Source organism: Priestia sp. KCTC 13724 (assembly GCF_056820425.1).
Genome location: NZ_JBXDLD010000021.1, coordinates 39,778 through 58,919, shown reverse-complemented (window position 1 = coordinate 58,919; position 19,142 = coordinate 39,778). Strand labels below are relative to the sequence as shown.

The following is a 19,142-nucleotide window of genomic DNA, read 5'->3' as shown; positions in this document are numbered from 1 at the left end:
CATAATGGTTTGGATAATGCGCTCATCTACGCCATTGAAGAAGGAAATTTCAGCCACAGCGGTTTTAATTACACAACTTGGCTCAGCAGTGTATTGGAGAGAATGATTCGAAGAAATTTCAACTGGAATAGGATCGAGTTTGACGGGAACAATGGTTAATTTGTTTGTAGACATAATGGCACCTCCTTTGATTGATACATTTATCGTACCGGAGGTGCCTGATGTTTTATATGCGTTGTTTGATTACGGGCTTACAGTTAACTTTCTTTTGGGTATCGCTAATAACGCTTAGAATATTCGTATTCAATGTAGTTCCCTCCGCCATCGTTCACATCTTTTGAAATCATCTAATCATTTCTCTATGTAGTTACATATTGCAACTGAGATTTCCTTCTAAATGATGTGAGAAGGACATTAGATAAAAGTGTAAATGAGCCAGGTTCTTCTGAAAAACCTGGCTCATTAATCTATTAAAAGGAGTAAGCTTCACCGTCTTCTGGAACGAGAAGATGATTACTGAATTGTTTTTCAGTAGCAAACTGCTTTAATTCAGCTCTTGATAGCGTCCAATGATTTACGGCTTCCATATGAACGGAAATGATAGTTGCTTTAGGAGCAAACTGATGAACATGCAGGATGTCTTCTTTCCCCATTACAAGTGAACCGCCTTCAAGGAATTGATTATCTCCACCATTTACAACAATAACGTCTGGCTGGTGGGCTGAGAGATTCTCTTTTACTCCTTCATACCAAACTGTATCACCTGCAACGTACAGCGTTTTTTCATCTTCATGCTTAAAGACAATTCCACACACTTCCCCAGTTAGCTTAAGAATCTCACCGCGGCCATGTTCACCTTTTGTTTTAATTAGCTGTACGCCTGCAAATTTTGTCTGTTCAGTTAACACTTCAATGTTTGTAAAACCAGCTTTTTTTACTTCAGCTTTATCCGCTTCATTTTGTACGAATAACTTTATTTCTTTGTCTAATAGTTCTTTAGCAGTCTCATCAAAATGATCTAAGTGCAGGTGAGTGAGAATCACTGCATCTACATTTAATAATTGTGTTACAGGTACTGGTAGCGGCACAAGTGGATTACGTTGATCTTGTCGTACAGAGTTTGGAAATGGAGGGTACGTACTTTGATCCGCTAACATAGGATCAATTAAAAAGGTTTTATTCGCATAGGTAAGAACAAGAGTTGCATTTCGAATTTGTTGGATCTTCATGTTTTTAGCTCCTTTTCTTTAATTTACGTATAGTTTATAGTAAAAGTAACCCAATATTACATAGTGAAAATCAAGTGTTTTCACCGTTTTACTTGATTAATGAAAGGATTTGAAATTATGTTAGACCAAACCGACTTGTCCATACTAAAAGAGCTATCCAAAAACAGTCGGATTACGATGAAAGAGCTGGGTGAAAAGGTACATTTAACTGGACAAGCAGCTGCATCGAGAGTCTTAAAGTTAGAGGACGCTGGTATTATTGAGCAGTATACGATTAAAGTAAATCAGGAAAAGCTTGGCTATCATGTTCATGCAATGATCACTATTTATACAACGAGCCCTTATCATGAGCCTTATTTATCGTTTATTAAAACGCAGCGTGACTATGTCATTCACCACTATAAAATTAGTGGAGACGGCTGTTATTTATTGGAATGTAAGTTTCCTTCCAATCAAGAGCTGGATCAATTTTTAGAGTCTTTAAACGGTCATGCTAACTATAAGCTGTCTATAATTATTAACAAAAGCTGACTAAAAAAAATTGCGCTGAATAGTTTAATACAGAATGTAAAACTCAAATAATGCAGCAGGGGGATACGATGAGAAAAGTTTCTTGGTTAAGCATAGGAGTGTTTTTAATCTTTATCGTCACTGCGTGTATAGCTGAAGATTATGATGTGGGTCCACCTACGGCGCATCTCTACGCAGAAAATGCTTCGTCTGTAAGGTTAACAGAAGCGAATATTAGCTGGGCTTCATCAAGCGGAGATGTAAGTAAAACGGTAGATGATATTTGGGAGTTCGCCTTATCACAAAAGGACATTAACGCTTCTAGAAATGAAAAAGTATTTCTAGATTTTGAAGAAAACAAAGAAAACGGTGGAGATATTTGGACGAACCCAACTATAGCAGCTAATCTTTGGAAGGAAGAGCAAAAGGTTGAACTTAAAATGAATGAAAATCGAGAATTTGAAATGCCTAAAAGTACAGGTAGATATGTGTTGGAAGTTACCTTTACAACCTCAAGTGGTACTGCTCAATACGTAGGAAGTATACTTGTTAAATAATATGTTGAATGCAAAGAGGCTGGGACATAAGTAATTCAGCCAATGATAAACCAAAAAGATTGGAACAGCTATTGTTCGTCTCTTAGAAGCAATCATTTTGTTATGTCCCAAACTCTTCTATTAATGTAGACTGTTTTTCTGCAGATGCCAGTTTAATAAAATAATAGAAATTTAAAACCTTTTTTTTGTAGCGTCGTCTAATAATGTGAAAGGAGAGAAAGAAGTGAAAGAATGGACTGCAGAATGGATTAAAGTAAATGATTATGACTTTGTCATAGATGAAATTATGGATTGTTATGGAGATGATATATTAAAGCTGGCGTATTCTTATGTACATAGTAAAGAGATTGCGGAGGATTTAGCTCAAGATATTTTTATTAAGTGTTATAAAAATCTTCACACATACAATGGTAAATCAAAGTTTAAAACATGGCTTTGGCGCATTGCTATCAATCATTGTAAAGATTTTTTGAAAAGTTGGTATAACAACAAAGTCATTATGACTGAAAATCAATATCCCACTTCTTACATAAATAGATCAGGGATAGAAGAAAAGGTTATTCAGAAGCAGGAAGACCAACAATTAATTTCAGCAATCATGCTGCTTCCGGTTAAGTACCGAGAGGTTATTTACCTATATTATTTTGAAGAGAACTCAATTAAAGAAATTGCACTGGTGACTGAAACCGGTACTAATACCGTTAAAACAAGGCTTAGACGTGCGAAAGCACTTTTAAAAAATGCACTGGAGGAGAAAAAATGGATAAGCGTTTAAAACAATTAAAACAAAAAGTAAATAAACAAGCGTTTAATAGCTTAAAGTTTACCTCTTTTCATAAGAGGAAAGTGAAAGAAGCCATCTTACGCCATCAGCATAGTGAAGGTGAAATTCTCGTAGCAATTATGCAATTGCTAGTAAGTGAACAAAATGGGTATGAGCTTTGCAGTTTAATACGCAGCAGAGGAATTTTTCACTTTGAAAATAATGAAGGGTCTCTATACGTCTTATTACACGAATTAGAAAGTCGACGATTAATTGATACAAGATGGTCTACAGAAGAAATTAAGTATTATTACTTAAATCAACAAGGGAAGAAAGCGTTGAAAAAAGCAGAGAAGCGAATGCAATCCAAAAAGTTGAGCTTTCATGAAATTTTAGAGGGGTAACGCTATGATTAATCAGAGAAATACATTTTTACAAACGATAAAAGAACAAATTAAATCAAAAGAGGCTCAAGAATACGTAACAAAAGAACTTCAACATCATTTAAACGAGGCAAAAGATTATTGGAAACAAAAAGGCGTAGATTCAGATGAGGCAGAGCAAAAGGCCATCTTACATATGGGCAACCCTATTGTATTAGGTCAAAAGCTAAATCAGATTCATCGACCTAAAATTGACTGGATTACAATTAGTTTATTAATTACGAGCCTTCTATTAGGTTTTCTACCACTAGTTGCGATAGGCTACGCTCAAGTCAATTACTTTTTAGTGCATAAGTTATTGTTTATGGTCTTTGGCATAGCGCTTGCCATACTTTTGATGCTTATTGATTATAGAAAGTTGATGAATAAGGGGCTGGGATTTTATTTAGTGGGCTGTTTTTTACTTTTATATATTATTTATAGATCTGACTCAGGGGTATTTTCTCTTACTGTAAAAGTAGGACCGCTCACAATTGAAAGCCTAATGGCTCTGCCGTTTTTCTATTTAACTTGGGCGTCTTTTTTTCAAAGTCGGCAATTTAAAATTTGGCAATTTATGATTTTATTCACTATAAGCGCTATTTTGTTTAGCATGACCGCGAGCGCAACCGCATTCTTTATTTATGGTGTGATGACCTTTTCTATGATTTGGTGGAGCAAGTTTAATAAAATAAAAATCATGTTAGTATTAGGTAGCTTTTTTATGATGATTTTTATTTATATAGGAGTTTCTCTACAGCAAATGAAGGCTTATCAAATCGAAAGCCTATTAGCATTTCTTAATCCTTATGAATTCGTTACCGGAAATTCTCTAAGGTTTCAAATCCCACAGGTTCATGAAATGATAAAAAGCTCTGGTTGGTTTGGAACAAAAGAAACAACTGCGTTTATTCCAGAAGCTCACACGAATTTTGTTTTTCTTAGTTTTATTTATCATTACGGCTGGCTATTAGCTCTTATTCTGTTAGGAATTCTTAGTCTCTTGGTGATTCGGATTGTACAAGTAACGGGTAAAATAAACAATTCGTATAGTAAACTGCTATTAGTTGGAGCTGTAAGTGTATATGCAACGCAACTGATTGCAAACGTTGGAATGCTGGTTGGCTTTTTCCCATTAACAAGCATGCCAATGCCTTTTATTAGCTATGGTTTGATGCCCATTGCTCTTAATTCCTTTTTTATTGGAATGGTGTTGAGCGTATATAGACGAAAAGATATAGCAATGAACTAAAGACAAAGAGCTTCTCTTTTCGTTTTTCTACTTTACATAATAAGACTATACGCAACTATAACGGTTATCCAATATATGGACATAGTGAGAGCTCTAAATTAAAATTAACACCAGCAAATCTAGTTACAAGGGGAATAGATATGGCACATACATATAAAATTGAAAAAGCAGTGCTAAGTGATGTAAAGGGGATTATTTCACTGAGAGTTGAACTGTTAAAAGAAGTGAACGAGATTAAAACACAGGAAGAAGAAAAGACAGTGATGGAAGCAACGGAAAGATACCTAAAAGAAGCGATGGAAAAAGGGGAGTTTGTCTCGTTTGTTGCCAAAGATGGAGAAGAGATTGTTAGCGTAAGTGGCTTATCTTTTTTTACGAGACCACCTTATTTAGAAAACTTAAAAGGCAAGGAAGCTTATCTCTTAAACATGTATACGCTCCCTTCTCATCGGAAGCAAGGATTGGCGCGAAGAATCCTTCAAGAATGCATGAAAGAGTGTCAAAAACGCGAAGTGAAAAGAGTGTGGCTACATGCTTCACAAGCGGGAGAGGCGCTGTATAAAAGCATAGGATTTCAGTTTAAAGGTAGTGAAATGGAGTTGTTTTTGCATGAAAATGAAGGAATATCTTAATAAAGCGTTTCCTGAAGTTGAGCTAATCCCAAGCCTTTATTATCAATGGGATCTGAGTATCCATTTTACGCTGGGGCAAAATAGTTATCAATTGACGGATAAGGGTGAAACAAACATAGGTTACTTTGCGAAGGTTTACAATCAAGTACACACAATATTTAATGAGGTTTTCGAAGGGGATGATGAGCTATTTCTTGTGACAAATTTATATAAATATATAGGAGAGAAACAACCTACACGGAAGCTAAACGTCTACAACCGCTATGTTAAAAATAAAAGGTTGTTAACGCATCTTCAAGTTGAGACATACCCGTATCCGTTTGAAATTGAAGAAGGTAAGTATGAAATGCAGCAGTTTTCTTTACGTTGTAAGGTGAGAGACATTAAAGTTAATTCGCTTATAAAAGCTGCTATTCATGAGGACTTTCCCCTAAAGCCAAAGCTTGGTGGTTATCCACCAGGTTATCCAGATGTATTCTTCGTTAATGTGACGAAAAACGTAATGTTATTTATTTACGATGACCGAGGCTGTGAAGTGCTTGGTCTTGATAAACAACAGATGAACAATATCTATAAAAAATATAGGAAATGGGTTGATGAACTCGATCGTGGGAAAATAGAACGTAGCTTACAATAAACAGTAAGGAGCTACAAGCTCCTTACTGTTTCGTTGTTTAAGAACAGCATTCACATTCCGTAGTATCTGCAGCAGGCAAAGTGGCTTGATTATCTTTTGTATAGAAAAACTCCCATTCGTTGCCATCAGGGTCTGTTACCCAAAACTTATCCTGTAGGGCATAGCAGCAGTTTGTATCCATTTCCTCACGAGCAAAAAAACCTTCTTTTTCTAAGCGGACTTTATGTTCATGGATTTCGCTAGCAGCTTCTACTTGAAATCCAAAGTGATTTATTTGGTTTCCATTTACTTCATCCCGTACGTTTAGCGTGAAATTTAGCCCAGGTTGATTTAATAAAAACTTCGCATAATCTACTTTTACTTTCACAGGCTTAACTCCAAAAAGCTTTTCATAAAAAATGACTGATTTTTCTAGATTTGTGACGTTTACCCCTACGTGAACATATTTCATAAAATATTCCCCCTAAGAATTTTTTTGAGTTTTTAGCAGAACTAATAGGTTAAGATGAGCACGAGCTTTCTTTACGAAATAAACAGCAGAGCTCATCCGATAAAAGGTGATTTACTTCTTCATCGTTTAATGCGTAATAGCTCCATGTGCCTTTTGTTTCTTTCGTAATTAGATTAGCGTCTAGAAGAATCTTTAAGTGATAAGACAGCTTAGACTGAGGTATACCAAAAAAATCCGTTAAATCACATACGCAGGTTTGACCGCGCTGACACAGCTCATGCATAATTTCTAATCGTCGTTCATCAGCAAGTGCCTTAAATTTTTGTTCATATTGTTTGAATGAATGTGTCATAATAACGCTCCTTAATCAAATTTTTTTGATTTATTGTGTAAATGCAAGGTAGGCTTTTTCAAAGTTAGAATAAGTTGTTTTGCCTCTAAGAAGTGAATCATAGTTGAAGAATCGTTTAAATATAAGCTCTTTAGCTTCATGTGCTTTCATCGTTTGAGTGTTCATAACTAGTTGAAAATACGAAATAAAGTACTCTACTGAAAGGTTTCCAGAATTGTTTACTCTCACTTGTTCATCACCTTTACTTTCTTCATCAAATTTTCTTGATGAATTAAGCGTAAATGGAAATTTCAGATAAATCAAGTTATTTAATCAAATTTTTTTGATTTATTAAAATTGGCTTATGCCTCAAGACGTTCATACTTTTTTCTTTACCGCTTATACTAAAAAAGTCTTGAAAATTACTTCAAACAATATTATAGTTTACATAAACATATAAGCAAATTATTATATATTAATTCGTTTTTGTATGGGAGGTGTCACGATGGAAACTAAAACGGTAGTTGAAATCGAAAAAGCTGCTCAAATTTTAAAGCTGCTCGGTGATAAAACGAGATTATCTATGATGAAGCTGATGGAACATAGTGAGTGCTGTGTATGTGAATTCGTTGATATTTATGGTGCAAGTCAGCCTGCAATCAGCCAGCATCTCCGCAAGCTAAGAGATGTAGGGCTAGTAAGAGAAAGACGAAAAGGACAATGGATTTTCTATTCGCTTAATAAAGAAAGCGAGAATTATCATTTTATACTTAGTATACTCGCGTCGATACCAAGCCAAGATCAACGCTTAAAAGAGTTAGAAGAAAAAGGGCTTCGTATTAATTGTTGTGAGTAATTGGAGGGTTAAAATTTGACATCAGTTGTTTTAGCATCACTGATCTTTTTGGTGACTTTAGTGTTTGTTATTTGGCAGCCAAAGAATTTATCGATTGGCTGGTCGGCGATGGGGGGAGCAGTTATTGCTCTTCTAGTTGGCGTTGTTAACTTCGGTGACGTTTGGGACGTAACGCAAATTGTTTGGAACGCTACGTTAACGTTTATTGCTATTATTATTATCTCATTAATTTTAGATGAAATTGGCTTTTTTGAATGGGCAGCGCTTCACATGGCGCGTGCTGCTGGTGGAAATGGTATTCGTATGTTTGTGTACGTTTCCTTACTTGGAGCGTTAGTTGCTGCATTTTTTGCAAATGACGGTGCGGCCCTTATTTTAACGCCGATTGTACTTGCAATGGTTCGAGCATTGAAGCTCGATGAAAAGATGGTATTTCCGTTTATTATTGCAAGTGGATTTATAGCTGACACAACATCGTTACCGCTTGTGGTAAGTAACTTAGTAAACATCGTGTCTGCTGACTTTTTTGGTATTACGTTCTCAGAATATGCGTCTTGCATGATTATTCCAAATTTCTTTGCACTGTTTGCGAGTATTTTAGTACTGTATTTATATTTCCGAAAAAGCATTCCAAAGCGCTATGATGTAACCCATTTACAGGAGCCAGTAGCAGCGATTAAAGACCAAAAAATGTTTCGTTTATCTTGGTTTGTCTTAGCTCTGCTTCTAGTCGGTTACTTTGTAGGAGAGTTTATAGGCATGCCTGTTTCTATTATTGCAGGTATCATTGCCGTATTCTTCTTGCTTATGGCAAGAACAAGTCCTGCAGTTCAAACAAAAACTGTATTAAAAGGTGCACCTTGGGCAGTTGTCTTTTTCTCAATTGGTATGTACGTAGTTGTGTACGGTCTTCGTAATGCAGGGCTTACTGAAGTGTTAGCAAACGTTATTCAAGCAGTTGCCGACCAAGGATTGTTCGCGGCAACAATCGGTATGGGCTTTATTGCAGCGATTCTATCATCCATTATGAATAATATGCCGACTGTCATGATTGACGCATTAGCTATTGATGCCACTGCGACATCTGGAACCATTCGAGAAGCACTTATTTATGCCAATGTTATTGGATCTGATTTAGGTCCAAAGATTACCCCAATTGGTTCTTTAGCTACTTTATTATGGCTTCACGTTCTTTCAACAAAAGGAGTGAAAATTTCGTGGGGCACGTATTTTAAAACAGGTATTATCTTAACCATCCCAACATTGTTTATTACGCTTGTTGGTTTATATATTTGGTTACTCATACTTTCATAACAGACAAAAAAGGAGATGCTACACATGACAAAAAAAATAATTTACTTCCTATGCACAGGTAACTCTTGCCGTAGCCAAATGGCAGAAGGTTGGGCAAAAAAGTATTTAAGTGATGAATGGAATGTATACAGTGCAGGTCTTGAAGCACATGGGTTAAATCCAAATGCTGTAAAAGCAATGAAAGAGGCAGGTATTGATATTACAAACCAAACATCTGATGTAATTGACCCTGAGATTTTAAATTCTGCAGATTTAGTAGTGACGTTATGTGGTCACGCAGCTGATCACTGTCCAGTGACGCCACCACACGTAAAGCGCGTGCACTGGGGCTTTGATGATCCAGCAAAAGCAGAAGGAACAGAAGACGAAAAATGGGCGTTTTTCCAACGAGTACGTGATGAAATTGGAGCTCGCATCCAACGTTTTGCTGAAACTGGTGAGTGAAAAATAGATAGAGGCTGGGACATAAGTAATTCAGCCAATGATAAACCTGAACGATTGAGAGTTTCTCACTTTTAATCGTTCAGATTTTTTGTTGATTGTGAAAACAATGTTGGAAACAGGGTGGAATGGAGCGTAGGACACTCGACTCCTGCGGGAAAGAGAGGGAAAACTGAGATCCCGCAGCGCAGCGAGGAAGCTCAGGTTCCTCCCCGCGGAAAGCGAGTGGCCGTAGCGCAATGGAACGAACGGGTTGAGACAAACCAAAGAGATTGGAACAGCTAGTGTTCGTCTCTTAGAAGCAATCATTTTGTTATGTCCCAAACTCTTTTATATTTATTGGACAGGAGGAAACTAAGTTTTTGGTCCAAGATTCATATAAATAGTGATACAAATCATATATTTTTAAGGTGTAGAAGATGAACAGTGAAAACTATCAATCCCTTATTTATAATCGCATTTTAATTGGTGGTGCGTTAGATGTAAAAGAAATGATGCTGGCAAATCCAGTAGATATAATCTATGATTTGGGAGCAGAGGCTCTCGAACATGATGAACCAACACTGCGTGTACACATGCCTATAGTAGATGATAAAGAGCGACAAGACGAATCAATTGAAAGAGCTATCCGTGCAGTTGTTTCATCATATAAAGAAGGTAAGAAAACCTATTTCCACTGTGCAGGTGGGAGTAATCGTACAGGTACAGTAGCGATGGGTGTATTACTGGCCCTTGGAGAAGCAGAAGCAGGTAGCATAGAAGAAGCAGAGAAAAAAGCGAAAGCTACTAGATCAAAAATTAATATAAAACCTGAAATGAAAGCTTCTCTTCAACGCTTATTTCCTAATGCTTAAAGGCGTTGATAAAATGTTAGGTCAGACGTCGTTTTTCCGTGTATAAAGTGTTAAAAGCTACATTCTTTGAGTTTAATAGCAGAAAACGATATACTTGACGAAGTGAAGATTTTTAAGTCAGGGGGAATCATTGTTATGAGTTTTATGCCTAAAGCTATTTTCTTAGATATGGACGGTACGATTTTAAACCGCTCGAATCGAGTAACAATTGAGACAAAAGAAATTATTGATGACCTACGTGCACAAGGAATCTTCGTCTTTATTGCAACAGGAAGAGCTTTTGATGAAATAGCAGAGCTAGTGCCTGAAGGCTTTGAAGTAGATGGATTCATTACATCCAATGGTATGGCAGGACATGTGGGAGGCGAAATGGTCTTTAAGCATTCACTGTCACGCGAATTGGTTGAAAGAGTCATTGAAAAAGCACGGGAAAACCAAGTTTATTACGAATTATTCCCATATGGAGCACCGCGAATGACGCTTCAACAAGACAGAGAATATGTTGAACATGAAGTTCGTGAGCCAAAGCCAGAAAGCGTTGAAATTAATGAATGGCTTTCAAGAAAAAAAGCTATCGGAGAAGAGATTCAGTGGCAAGAGAAAATTGAAGGCAGTGAATTCTCCAAGTTTTATTTCTTTGCTAGAACCTATGAGCATATTAATAAATGGAAAGCGGAGCTTGAAGAGTTAAAGCAAGAGATGGATTTTACAATGTCCATTTCATCGCCTCATAACGTAGAGGTGATGGTTGCGAATGTTAATAAAGCAACTGGAATTCAACAGATGCTCAAACACTTTAACTTACCGCATGAAGATATTTTAGGTATCGGAGACAGTAATAATGACCTGCCAATGTTTAAGTACGTTGGATATGCAGTAGCCATGAAAAATGCCGGTGACCATATTAAAGATATTGTAGATGACGTGACAGAGTATAGCTGTGATGAAAACGGCGTTTATCATTATCTTTCTAGATTTAAAGTGGAAAAAACCAATCCGATTATGCCAAATGCATAATCTAAAAAGCTAACGAGACTCGTTGCTCGTTAGCTTTTTTATGTATGAAAAAAGTTATAGAATCGAAACCTAATATTAATAAAGTCAACGTGGTGGCTAGTCGTTTACCATGTAGTTATGATTATTATTTCTTATTTAGGTTCATTTGGCGGAGAGCTTGGAGTGTTAGGAAACCCTTTAAATCTATTTTTAATTGCTGTTATTTCCTTAATAATTTACTATTGGGCAAAACATTCTGGCTTGCCAAAAGCCATTATTGATGAAGATGATTAACAATAAGCACCCTGATACGTTACGTATCAGGGTGCTTATTTAAATAATTGGTTTGTTCATTTTATAAGTTGGATAGCAGTAATAAGGCGGTCTAGGACCAATTTTTGGCATGGACCACGAATTATTAATGTACACCATTTTTACTTTATCATCTGATTGATTTACTAAAAGCAGCTGTACTTCTTTATTAAACTCATATTTCACTCTGTTCATCTCCTCGTACTAAGAACTTGTTGATTCCCCTCCGTCTACGTGCAAAACTTGCCCTGTAACGAATCTCGAATCATCAGATGCTAAATATACATATGTTGGAGCAAGTTCAAACGGTTGGGCTGCACGTTCGAGTGGATTAAAAGAACCGAATACGGCCACTTGGTCTGAAGAAAAGCTAGCTGGAATAAGAGGTGTCCACGTTCGACCAGGAGCTACGGCGTTCACGCGAATTCCTTTTTTTGCTACGCTTTTAGCTAAAGCGCGCGTAAAGCCAACGTTTGCAGCTTTCGTTGCAGTGTAGTCAATAAGCTGTTTTTCACCTACATAAGCAACAACCGAAGCTGTATTAATAATTGAGCTTCCTTCTTTTAGATGTGGAAGAGCTGCTCGCGTCGTATAGAAATGAGAATAGATGTTGACTTTAAACGTTTCATCAAACTGTTCATCCGTAATATCTACAAGGTCTAGCTGCTGAAATTGAATGCCCACATGATTGCAAAGGATATCAAGCTCACCAAACGTTTCAATTGTTTGGTCAACAATGGCAACGCACTGCTTTTTTTCTCTCAAATCACCAGGCAACAGCAAACAGCGCTGACCGAGTTCTTCAACTCGAGATTTCGTTCGATTTGCATCTTCGTGTTCGTTTAGATAGGCAATGGCGACATCAGCGCCTTCCTTTGCAAATGCAATGGCAGCGGCTGCACCAATTCCGCTATCGCCTCCCGTAATTAGCGCAACTTTTCCTTTAAGTTTCCCGCTTCCTTTATAGTTTGGGTTTTCAATAATAGGAAGGGGAACCATTAATTTTTCTACACCTGGTTGACTAAGCTGACGCTGTTCGGGAACATTGATGGGAATTTCTTTAAACTGGGTAATGTTCCCATAGTTTGGGTAAAGGGGATAAGGATCATTTTGCATTTCGCTCTTGAATTTTTCTTGCAATTCTTTAATTTGACGCAGCTGTTCTTGATCTCTCTCGTTCATATAAACCTCCTATAGAACAAATTTACTTCTATAGTATCTCTATGTTCACTTTGATAAACAAATGAAGAGAATATTTTGTAAAAGGGGAGTATTCATAAAAAAAGTAGGAACATAACGCGTGTTATGTTCCTACGTGATAAAGTTATTCTTTCATTTTTAATAACCGTAAACTATTTAAAATAACGAGTAAAGCTGCGCCTGTATCACTTAATACGGCAATCCAAAGCGTCAGCCAACCAGGGAAGATAAAGATTAACGCAATAGCTTTAATGATAATAGAAAACCAAATGTTTTGCTTGATAATCTTTAAAGCTTTGCGGCTAAGTTTTATGGTGTGCGGAAGCTTCTCTAGATTATCAGCTATGAGAACGATATCTGCTGTTTCCATTGCTGTATCGGTGCCAGCTCCACCCATTGCGATGCCGAGGTCAGCGGTAGCAAGAGCAGGAGCATCATTAATTCCATCACCCACCATTGCGGTTTTATAACCTTCAGCCTGCAGCTTTTGAATTGCTTGGACTTTGTCTTCTGGCAAGAGGTTAGCAAAATATCTCTCTACGCCAGCTTCTTTAGCAATAGTTTTAGCAGTTCCTTCATGATCACCTGTTAGCATGACAGTTTGTTTAATACTTGTGTTTTTTAAGTTTTGTAAAGCGGATACAGTTGTGCTACGAATGGTATCTGCTACGCTAATCACACCTAAAAGCTCTTTTTCTGTTCCTACAATAATAATCGTTTTCCCGCTTTCTTCAAAACGCTCAACGTGAGTCTGCAAATTCTCAAAAGTAGTTCCTAGTTCAATGAACAGCTTTTTATTTCCAGCGTAATAATTAGTTCCGTTGATGGTTGCCTGAACACCTTTTCCGGTAATGCTTCTAAAGTTAGCTCCGTCTAACGTATCAACGTTTCTTTCATCCGCGTATGCCACAATCGCTTTTGCAATGGGGTGATTAGAATAAGCTTCAAGGGTTTTTATAACAGCAAGTAAGTCTTGTTCAGATTTCAATGCAATTACATCTGAAACAGCTGGTTTTCCTTCTGTTAGTGTGCCGGTTTTATCAAACGCAATAGCGTTTATAGCGCCAGCTTTTTCTAGAAAGGTTCCGCCTTTAATTAACACACCATTTTTTGCGGCGTTGCCAATAGCTGATACAATCGCGACTGGTGTGGAAATAACTAAAGCACAAGGGCACGCTACGACTAAAAGCTCAAGTCCTTTATAAAACCACTCACTCCATAGTCCGTCAAAAACGGGAGGGAGAACCATAACGAATAGCGCTAAAATAAAGACAATAGGTGTATAAATAGCGGCAAACTTATCAATAAACGCCTGAGTAGAGGCTTTTTTCTCCTGAGCTTCCTCAACTAGATGAATGATTTTTGAAATCGTTGTATCTTTCACTAGCTTTGTTACTTTAATTTCAAGAGAGCCGTTTTCATTAATTGTGCCAGCATATACGGTATCACCAACCGCTTTATCAACGGGAATAGACTCTCCTGTAATAGGAGCTTGATTAATGCTAGAATCACCTTGGATAATCTCTCCATCTAAAGGAATACGGTCTCCTGGTTTTACGACTAGAACATCACCAAGGGCGACGTCTTCAACCGCTTTTTTGATTAAGGTATTGCCGGTTTTTACCCAAGCATCAGGAGGGGCCAAATTCATCAAGTTACGAATGGAGTTTCTTGTTTGTTCAATTGATCTTGTTTGAAGCATGACGCCTAAAGCAAAGAGCCAAACAACAGTAGCACCTTCTAGCCATTCTCCAATAATTGCTGCTCCGAGTGCAGCAACGGTCATTAAGACATTCATATCGAGTGAACGGCTTTTAATCCCGTAGTATGCACTTTTTGCGGGCTTGTAGCCGCTAATAATCATCGCGATGGCATATAAAACGTTACTTATTAATAATGGAATTCCAAAGAAAGAGCCGGTGAATCCCAATGCAATAAGTACACCAGAAGTAATTACCGGAAGCGTATTTGTTTTTTGAGAAGAAGAAACTGTTCTGCTACTCGTAATCAAGGTAGCCGTATAGCCGGCTTTTGATATTTCACGAATAATCTCTTCTGTAGGGGTGTCGTGCTCTACCTGCGCTTTTCCAGTTGAAAAGTTGACGCGAACATCTTGAACGCCAGATATATTTTTTAAGTGATTCACAATGGTATTTGCGCATGCTGCACAGTCCATTCCTTCAATTAGGTATGTCTTTGAGTTTTGGTGATGAAGAGGTTCAATGTCAAAACCAAGCTTTTCTACCTGACGTATAATTGGAGAGAATGCAGATGAATGAGCAGCGGAAACCTGTAATTTTCCCGTGCTGTAATTTAGGTTTATTTCATGAATGTCATGTAGATTTCGCAAGCTCTTTTCAATGGTAGCAGCACACGATGGACAGTCCATTCCATAGACGCGATACGTTTCAATTTGTCCAGGGTTTTCTAGATTAATAGACTCAGAGGGCTCACTAGTACAACAAGATGAATGCGTATGATGCTTTTGTAAACTGGCGCTGCTTGAACCGCAGCAGGATGCTGTTTGTGTTTCATGCTGTTCTTGGCAACAGCTTTTTTCTCCTTTATAACTTTCTCGATCGGAATGTGCCATTTCTTTCAACTCCTCATAGTATACAAAAAGCTTAGCTCGTTACGGATGAATCGTTCTTAAACATCGTTACAACCAATTGCTTAATGTGCTCATCAGTTAACGAATAAAAAGCAAGCTTGCCATCTTTTCGATAGCTCGCAATATCTAAATTGCGTAATAGTCTTAGGTGATGAGAAGCAGTAGCAACCGTACATTCCACAATATTTGCCACGTCACATACGCATAGTTCATCACTTTGACAAAGAGCAAGTACAATTTTTAATCGTGTTTCATCAGCTAATGCCTTGAGTGTTTTTGTGACTGCTTGAATGCTTTCAGTATGAATCGATGGCTTAATTCGATTGACTTTTTCTTCGTTAAAACAATAAATATCACAGCGATCCTTTGCCATAGAAATCTCCCTTCATTCAAATAATCGTTTGAATATAGTATATTACAAAGATAATAAAACGTTCAAACAAATATTTGAATGTAAATAAGATAAGTACACAAAAAAGAGTTTGGGACATAACAAAATGATTGCTTCTAAAAGATGAACACTAGCTGTTCCCATCTCTTTGATTTATCTCAACTCGTTCGTTCCATTGCGCTACGGCCACTCGCTTTCCGCGGGGAGGAACCTGAGCTTCCTCGCTGTGCTGCGGGATCTCCGTTTTCCCTCTCTTTCCCGCAGGAGTCGAGTGTCCTACGCTCCATTCCACCCTGTTTCCAACATTGTTTTCACAATCAACAAAAAAAACTGAACGATTAAAAGTTATGAACTCTCAATCGTTCAGGTATAGTAGAGGCTGAACTACTTATGTCTCAGTCTCTTTCACTCTTATCATTTTAGGTTCTTTTTAATGTACTTTACAATCTTGCGAAGCTCTGTTACTGCCGGGCGGCCAAATGGGCTGGTTTGCTGCTGTTGGTATAAAAGCTTGCCATTTTCGTCAATAAGGAAATAAGCAGGTTCACCGTGCGTTCCGTGATCTTCGTATGGAGAATCCTCACTATGATAGTATACGTCGAACGCTTTTAATGCTGTTAAATCCTTGTCTTGTAATATCGGAAACGCCAAATCATTTTTTTCTGCTAGTTCTTGCAAGCTTTCTTGTTGGTCGGTTGAAATCGTTAATAAATGCACGTTTTGTTCATCAAAGAAACTTTTATGTTCCTGAAAATCTTTTAATTCGCTTTCACAAACTGGACACCATGCTCCGCGGAAAAATACGATTAAATGCCAGCTTTTATGTTCCTGTTGATGCTGATCAAACGAAAATGTTTCACCTGTAATTGTTGGTAGTGTGAAGGTAGGAATTGTATCTCCTAATTGAAACTTTGCCATTATGAATCTCTCCTTTAATAAAAGTTTGAGTAACTACTTTGTAAGCTATATGTATAGTACCCGGAATCCTAAGATTGTAATCTTAAAAAATAGATATTCCTTTTTATAGAAAGAGATGAAACTTTAGTAAGGTTGAGTTAGGATATAAACGGAGGAATGCATAGAATTCAAACTAATAGTGAAAGGAGAACCCACGATGTACATAACGTATCATACACCAAAAGAACAAGATTTAAGCGAGTTAATGGTCATTGAAAGAATGGGCTTCACTCCCAAAGAAGCGGCAACTGAAAGCGCAATGAAAGAAAGAATCCAAGTTATAGCTGATTCGTTTATCATTGCGAAAGATAAAGAAGGGAAAATTACTGGATACGTCGTAGGCCCAGTCATTCCTACACGTTATTTAACGGATGATTTGTTTGAAAAAACGAATCTAAATCCAAAGGAGGGAGGCTTCCAAAGCGTACTTAGCTTAGTTGTTCATCCTGATTATCGGGGGAAAGGGATAGCTCGTAAACTATTAAATGAGTTAGAAGCTGTGTGCGTAAAGAAAAAAAGAGAAGGGGTTACGCTTACTTGTTTAGAAGAACTCGTTCCTTTTTATGAAGAAAACGGTTATTATAATGAAGGAAAATCAAACTCTACCCACGCAGGTGAAGTTTGGTTTAATCTCGTAAAAGAAATGTTGTGAAAATAGAGTAGGTTCGAAGTGTGGGTTGTTTTCTATACTAGTAGTACAAATGATTTATGAATATGCAGAAATATTCACAAATATGCTTAGGAAGTATTGACAATACAGTTTTTTCTTCATACAATTGAAAATGATTATCAGAGTCATTCGAGAGGGGACAACACGGTGTTTAAGAAGAAATTTTATTACAGTATTTTTATAAGTATGCTTTTATTATCAGTTTTTTTAACAGCTTGTACTAATAGTGCCAGCGAGGTAAAAAAAGACGATAATATGTTAACGATGGCTTGGCCGAGAGATGTGGGAGAAATGAATCCACACGTATACAATCCGTCCCAATTATTTGCACAATCGATGGTATATGAACCATTAGTAAGTTATCAAGAAGGCGGGAAATTACAGCCTGAGCTTGCTGAATCTTGGGAAATATCTGAAGATGGCAAGAATTATACGTTTCACTTACGTAAAGGCGTGAAATTCTCTGATGGCACTGATTTTAATGCAGAGATTGTGAAAAAGAATTTTGACGCAATTCTTAAAAATAAAGATTTACATAGCTGGTTAGGCTTTATGAACAAAATTGACCAGGTTAATGTAATTGATGACAACACGTTTCAACTATCTTTAACCGAACCTTACTATCCAACAATTCAAGAGCTAGCAGTTGTTCGACCAGTTCGCTTCTTAGGAGAAGCAGGTTTCCCTAAAGACGGAGATACGTCAAAAGGTGTTGAAAAAGAAGTGGGAACAGGGCCTTGGATTTTAGATGAATACAAAAAAGATGAATATGCAATTTATAAGCGAAATGAGAACTATTGGGGAGAGCTTCCAAAAGTTGAGAAAATTAAAGTGAAAGTAATTCCTGATGCAGAAACGAGAGTGCTTGCTTTTGAAAAAGGTGAAGTAGACTTGCTCTACGGTGAAGGCTCAATTAGCTTGGATACGTTTAAACAATTAGAAGCGAATGATACCTATGAAACAAGCATTTCAGAACCTGTTGCAACAAGACAGCTTGTCATGAACACGAAAAAGGAACAGCTTGCAGATGAGCGCGTTCGTCAAGCACTACAGTATGGTTTTAATAAAGCAGCAATGGTTGAAGGCGTGACGTCAGGCGTAGAGGAGAAAGCGGATAATATTTTACCGACGAATTTTCCATATACAAAAAATCTTGACGCCAAACCAGTAGATTATGATGTGAAAAAGGCTGAAGCGTTGTTAGATGAAGCTGGATGGAAGTTACCAAAAGGAAAAGAAGTGCGAGAAAAAGACGGACAGCCACTAGAAGTGGAATTAATGTATGACTCAGCAGAGAACATTCAAAAAACAATGGCTGAAACGCTGCAGGCTGAATGGGCAGCTCTTGGTGTAAAGCTAAACATTGTTGGCGTGGAGTTAGCTGAGCAAGTTCAGCGATTTAAAGGTAATGAGTTTGATATTAACTTCTTTAGTAACTATGGGGCTCCCTATGATCCTCACACATTTGTAAACGTTGTGGCTTCAGACGGTTACGGCTTTAAGGAAGCTATTTCAGCTTACCCTAACAAAGATGAGCTGATTAAACAAATGGTAGAAGTTCCAAAAACAACGGATGAAAAAGAACGACAAGAGTTATATACATCAATTCTAACATCTTTACAAGAGCAAGGGGCGATTGTACCTATCTCTTATATTAAGAAAACAGCAGTCTATCAAAAACAAGTAAAAGACTTTACTTTCCCTGCTAATCGAGATGAACATCCATTTGCAGGTATTAACATTAAACAGTAAGTAG

General features: G+C 37.3%; 25 protein-coding genes and 1 pseudogene. 16 read left to right on the top strand and 10 right to left on the bottom strand.

All coding sequences use genetic code 11. The features are described 5' to 3' along the window. Positions 1 to 470: 470 nt before the first annotated feature. Positions 471 to 1,229, bottom strand: coding sequence for an MBL fold metallo-hydrolase (locus AC1UFB_RS03970; protein ID WP_100347577.1), 759 nt, complete (start codon positions 1,227 to 1,229; stop codon positions 471 to 473). A 117-nt stretch (positions 1,230 to 1,346) separates the two neighbouring features. Between AC1UFB_RS03970 and AC1UFB_RS03965 the strand changes: the two genes are divergently transcribed. The 7 genes from AC1UFB_RS03965 to AC1UFB_RS03935 all read left to right on the top strand — a co-directional run bounded on the left by AC1UFB_RS03965 (position 1,347) and on the right by AC1UFB_RS03935 (position 6,002). Beyond that, positions 1,347 to 1,760, top strand: coding sequence for an Lrp/AsnC family transcriptional regulator (locus tag AC1UFB_RS03965; protein ID WP_100347578.1), 414 nt, complete (start codon positions 1,347 to 1,349; stop codon positions 1,758 to 1,760). 68 nt (positions 1,761 to 1,828) lie between these two features. Continuing rightward, on the top strand, positions 1,829 to 2,296 hold the full coding sequence (locus tag AC1UFB_RS03960) for a hypothetical protein (RefSeq protein ID WP_025910331.1): 468 nt from the start codon (positions 1,829 to 1,831) through the stop codon (positions 2,294 to 2,296). A 223-nt stretch (positions 2,297 to 2,519) separates the two neighbouring features. Continuing rightward, positions 2,520 to 3,071 carry a sigma-70 family RNA polymerase sigma factor gene (locus AC1UFB_RS03955; RefSeq protein WP_061786297.1) on the top strand — a complete coding sequence of 184 codons (552 nt, stop codon included), beginning with the start codon at positions 2,520 to 2,522 and terminating at the stop codon, positions 3,069 to 3,071. Further along, complete coding sequence (locus AC1UFB_RS03950) at positions 3,056 to 3,463, top strand: PadR family transcriptional regulator (RefSeq protein WP_328101327.1); 408 nt, start codon at positions 3,056 to 3,058, stop codon at positions 3,461 to 3,463. The genes AC1UFB_RS03955 and AC1UFB_RS03950 overlap by 16 nt, the downstream gene beginning before the upstream one ends. 4 nt (positions 3,464 to 3,467) lie before the next feature. Then, complete coding sequence (locus tag AC1UFB_RS03945) at positions 3,468 to 4,733, top strand: FtsW/RodA/SpoVE family cell cycle protein (RefSeq protein WP_061786295.1); 1,266 nt, start codon at positions 3,468 to 3,470, stop codon at positions 4,731 to 4,733. A gap of 140 nt (positions 4,734 to 4,873) precedes the next feature. Further along, positions 4,874 to 5,365, top strand: a complete 492-nt coding sequence (locus AC1UFB_RS03940; protein WP_061786294.1) for a GNAT family N-acetyltransferase — start codon at positions 4,874 to 4,876, stop codon at positions 5,363 to 5,365. Next, on the top strand, positions 5,343 to 6,002 hold the full coding sequence (locus tag AC1UFB_RS03935; RefSeq protein ID WP_025911927.1) for a DUF3885 domain-containing protein: 660 nt from the start codon (positions 5,343 to 5,345) through the stop codon (positions 6,000 to 6,002). The genes AC1UFB_RS03940 and AC1UFB_RS03935 overlap by 23 nt, the downstream gene beginning before the upstream one ends. 37 nt (positions 6,003 to 6,039) lie before the next feature. On the opposite strand, the gene AC1UFB_RS03930 is transcribed toward AC1UFB_RS03935, so the two are convergent. The 3 genes from AC1UFB_RS03930 to AC1UFB_RS03920 are packed head-to-tail and all read right to left on the bottom strand — an operon-like array spanning position 6,040 to position 7,033. Next, a complete protein-coding gene (locus tag AC1UFB_RS03930; RefSeq protein ID WP_025911926.1) occupies positions 6,040 to 6,453 on the bottom strand; it encodes an ArsI/CadI family heavy metal resistance metalloenzyme in 414 nt (137 codons plus the stop codon). Between the two features lie 49 nt (positions 6,454 to 6,502). Further along, positions 6,503 to 6,805 carry an ArsR/SmtB family transcription factor gene (locus tag AC1UFB_RS03925; RefSeq protein ID WP_076513924.1) on the bottom strand — a complete coding sequence of 101 codons (303 nt, stop codon included), beginning with the start codon at positions 6,803 to 6,805 and terminating at the stop codon, positions 6,503 to 6,505. Positions 6,806 to 6,835: 30 nt separating this feature from the next. Further along, complete coding sequence (locus tag AC1UFB_RS03920) at positions 6,836 to 7,033, bottom strand: hypothetical protein (RefSeq protein ID WP_482588576.1); 198 nt, start codon at positions 7,031 to 7,033, stop codon at positions 6,836 to 6,838. 256 nt (positions 7,034 to 7,289) lie between these two features. Between AC1UFB_RS03920 and AC1UFB_RS03915 the strand changes: the two genes are divergently transcribed. The 7 genes and pseudogenes from AC1UFB_RS03915 to AC1UFB_RS03885 form a co-directional block, all read left to right on the top strand. Then, positions 7,290 to 7,640, top strand: coding sequence for an ArsR/SmtB family transcription factor (locus AC1UFB_RS03915; protein ID WP_025907647.1), 351 nt, complete (start codon positions 7,290 to 7,292; stop codon positions 7,638 to 7,640). A gap of 15 nt (positions 7,641 to 7,655) precedes the next feature. Next, positions 7,656 to 8,954 carry an arsenic transporter gene (locus AC1UFB_RS03910; RefSeq protein ID WP_482588573.1) on the top strand — a complete coding sequence of 433 codons (1,299 nt, stop codon included), beginning with the start codon at positions 7,656 to 7,658 and terminating at the stop codon, positions 8,952 to 8,954. Positions 8,955 to 8,978: 24 nt separating this feature from the next. Continuing rightward, the gene (arsC, locus tag AC1UFB_RS03905; protein ID WP_100347582.1) at positions 8,979 to 9,398 is read left to right on the top strand and encodes an arsenate reductase (thioredoxin); all 420 of its coding nucleotides are present in this window, start codon (positions 8,979 to 8,981) and stop codon (positions 9,396 to 9,398) included. 120 nt (positions 9,399 to 9,518) lie between these two features. Continuing rightward, complete coding sequence (locus AC1UFB_RS03900; protein WP_482588571.1) at positions 9,519 to 9,680, top strand: hypothetical protein; 162 nt, start codon at positions 9,519 to 9,521, stop codon at positions 9,678 to 9,680. 134 nt (positions 9,681 to 9,814) lie between these two features. Then, positions 9,815 to 10,249 (top strand): protein-tyrosine phosphatase family protein, encoded by a 435-nt coding sequence (locus AC1UFB_RS03895; protein ID WP_119542649.1) that lies wholly within the window; start codon positions 9,815 to 9,817, stop codon positions 10,247 to 10,249. Positions 10,250 to 10,384: 135 nt separating this feature from the next. Continuing rightward, positions 10,385 to 11,266 (top strand): Cof-type HAD-IIB family hydrolase, encoded by an 882-nt coding sequence (locus AC1UFB_RS03890; RefSeq protein WP_076513914.1) that lies wholly within the window; start codon positions 10,385 to 10,387, stop codon positions 11,264 to 11,266. Positions 11,267 to 11,344: 78 nt separating this feature from the next. Next, positions 11,345 to 11,539, top strand: a pseudogene (locus AC1UFB_RS03885) (aspartate:proton symporter); the annotation flags it as partial. A gap of 39 nt (positions 11,540 to 11,578) precedes the next feature. On the opposite strand, the gene AC1UFB_RS03880 reads toward AC1UFB_RS03885, so the two are convergent. From AC1UFB_RS03880 to AC1UFB_RS03855, 6 genes are all read right to left on the bottom strand, one after another. Then, entirely contained in the window at positions 11,579 to 11,743 is a 165-nt protein-coding gene (locus AC1UFB_RS03880; protein WP_175384198.1) for a hypothetical protein, read from the bottom strand. A gap of 18 nt (positions 11,744 to 11,761) precedes the next feature. Beyond that, positions 11,762 to 12,739 (bottom strand): SDR family oxidoreductase, encoded by a 978-nt coding sequence (locus tag AC1UFB_RS03875; RefSeq protein ID WP_328101150.1) that lies wholly within the window; start codon positions 12,737 to 12,739, stop codon positions 11,762 to 11,764. A gap of 142 nt (positions 12,740 to 12,881) precedes the next feature. After that, positions 12,882 to 15,350: a heavy metal translocating P-type ATPase gene (locus AC1UFB_RS03870; RefSeq protein ID WP_482588569.1), complete on the bottom strand. Its 2,469-nt coding sequence runs from the start codon at positions 15,348 to 15,350 to the stop codon at positions 12,882 to 12,884. Between the two features lie 31 nt (positions 15,351 to 15,381). Further along, a complete protein-coding gene (locus AC1UFB_RS03865; RefSeq protein WP_025907656.1) occupies positions 15,382 to 15,741 on the bottom strand; it encodes an ArsR/SmtB family transcription factor in 360 nt (119 codons plus the stop codon). A 148-nt stretch (positions 15,742 to 15,889) separates the two neighbouring features. Further along, on the bottom strand, positions 15,890 to 16,051 hold the full coding sequence (locus AC1UFB_RS03860; protein ID WP_482588566.1) for a hypothetical protein: 162 nt from the start codon (positions 16,049 to 16,051) through the stop codon (positions 15,890 to 15,892). A 122-nt stretch (positions 16,052 to 16,173) separates the two neighbouring features. Continuing rightward, positions 16,174 to 16,677, bottom strand: coding sequence for a peroxiredoxin family protein (locus tag AC1UFB_RS03855; protein WP_100347585.1), 504 nt, complete (start codon positions 16,675 to 16,677; stop codon positions 16,174 to 16,176). A 196-nt stretch (positions 16,678 to 16,873) separates the two neighbouring features. Between AC1UFB_RS03855 and AC1UFB_RS03850 the strand changes: the two genes are divergently transcribed. Both AC1UFB_RS03850 and nikA read left to right on the top strand, forming a co-directional pair. After that, complete coding sequence (locus AC1UFB_RS03850; protein ID WP_100347586.1) at positions 16,874 to 17,368, top strand: GNAT family N-acetyltransferase; 495 nt, start codon at positions 16,874 to 16,876, stop codon at positions 17,366 to 17,368. Positions 17,369 to 17,572: 204 nt separating this feature from the next. Next, a complete protein-coding gene (nikA, locus tag AC1UFB_RS03845; RefSeq protein WP_062686838.1) occupies positions 17,573 to 19,138 on the top strand; it encodes a nickel ABC transporter substrate-binding protein in 1,566 nt (521 codons plus the stop codon). Positions 19,139 to 19,142 lie beyond the last annotated feature (4 nt).

What these genes read in the sequence shown, in the direction of transcription:
- AC1UFB_RS03970 (WP_100347577.1), bottom strand. Translation starts at nt 1,229, where the DNA reads ATGAAGATCCAACAAATTCGAAATGCAACTCTTGTTCTTACCTATGCG.
- AC1UFB_RS03965 (WP_100347578.1), top strand. Translation starts at nt 1,347, where the DNA reads ATGTTAGACCAAACCGACTTGTCCATACTAAAAGAGCTATCCAAAAAC.
- AC1UFB_RS03960 (WP_025910331.1), top strand. Translation starts at nt 1,829, where the DNA reads ATGAGAAAAGTTTCTTGGTTAAGCATAGGAGTGTTTTTAATCTTTATC.
- AC1UFB_RS03950 (WP_328101327.1), top strand. Translation starts at nt 3,056, where the DNA reads ATGGATAAGCGTTTAAAACAATTAAAACAAAAAGTAAATAAACAAGCG.
- AC1UFB_RS03945 (WP_061786295.1), top strand. Translation starts at nt 3,468, where the DNA reads ATGATTAATCAGAGAAATACATTTTTACAAACGATAAAAGAACAAATT.
- AC1UFB_RS03940 (WP_061786294.1), top strand. Translation starts at nt 4,874, where the DNA reads ATGGCACATACATATAAAATTGAAAAAGCAGTGCTAAGTGATGTAAAG.
- AC1UFB_RS03935 (WP_025911927.1), top strand. Translation starts at nt 5,343, where the DNA reads ATGAAAATGAAGGAATATCTTAATAAAGCGTTTCCTGAAGTTGAGCTA.
- AC1UFB_RS03930 (WP_025911926.1), bottom strand. Translation starts at nt 6,453, where the DNA reads ATGAAATATGTTCACGTAGGGGTAAACGTCACAAATCTAGAAAAATCA.
- AC1UFB_RS03925 (WP_076513924.1), bottom strand. Translation starts at nt 6,805, where the DNA reads ATGACACATTCATTCAAACAATATGAACAAAAATTTAAGGCACTTGCT.
- AC1UFB_RS03915 (WP_025907647.1), top strand. Translation starts at nt 7,290, where the DNA reads ATGGAAACTAAAACGGTAGTTGAAATCGAAAAAGCTGCTCAAATTTTA.
- arsC (WP_100347582.1), top strand. Translation starts at nt 8,979, where the DNA reads ATGACAAAAAAAATAATTTACTTCCTATGCACAGGTAACTCTTGCCGT.
- AC1UFB_RS03895 (WP_119542649.1), top strand. Translation starts at nt 9,815, where the DNA reads ATGAACAGTGAAAACTATCAATCCCTTATTTATAATCGCATTTTAATT.
- AC1UFB_RS03890 (WP_076513914.1), top strand. Translation starts at nt 10,385, where the DNA reads ATGAGTTTTATGCCTAAAGCTATTTTCTTAGATATGGACGGTACGATT.
- AC1UFB_RS03875 (WP_328101150.1), bottom strand. Translation starts at nt 12,739, where the DNA reads ATGAACGAGAGAGATCAAGAACAGCTGCGTCAAATTAAAGAATTGCAA.
- AC1UFB_RS03870 (WP_482588569.1), bottom strand. Translation starts at nt 15,350, where the DNA reads ATGGCACATTCCGATCGAGAAAGTTATAAAGGAGAAAAAAGCTGTTGC.
- AC1UFB_RS03865 (WP_025907656.1), bottom strand. Translation starts at nt 15,741, where the DNA reads ATGGCAAAGGATCGCTGTGATATTTATTGTTTTAACGAAGAAAAAGTC.
- AC1UFB_RS03855 (WP_100347585.1), bottom strand. Translation starts at nt 16,677, where the DNA reads ATGGCAAAGTTTCAATTAGGAGATACAATTCCTACCTTCACACTACCA.
- AC1UFB_RS03850 (WP_100347586.1), top strand. Translation starts at nt 16,874, where the DNA reads ATGTACATAACGTATCATACACCAAAAGAACAAGATTTAAGCGAGTTA.
- nikA (WP_062686838.1), top strand. Translation starts at nt 17,573, where the DNA reads ATGCTTTTATTATCAGTTTTTTTAACAGCTTGTACTAATAGTGCCAGC.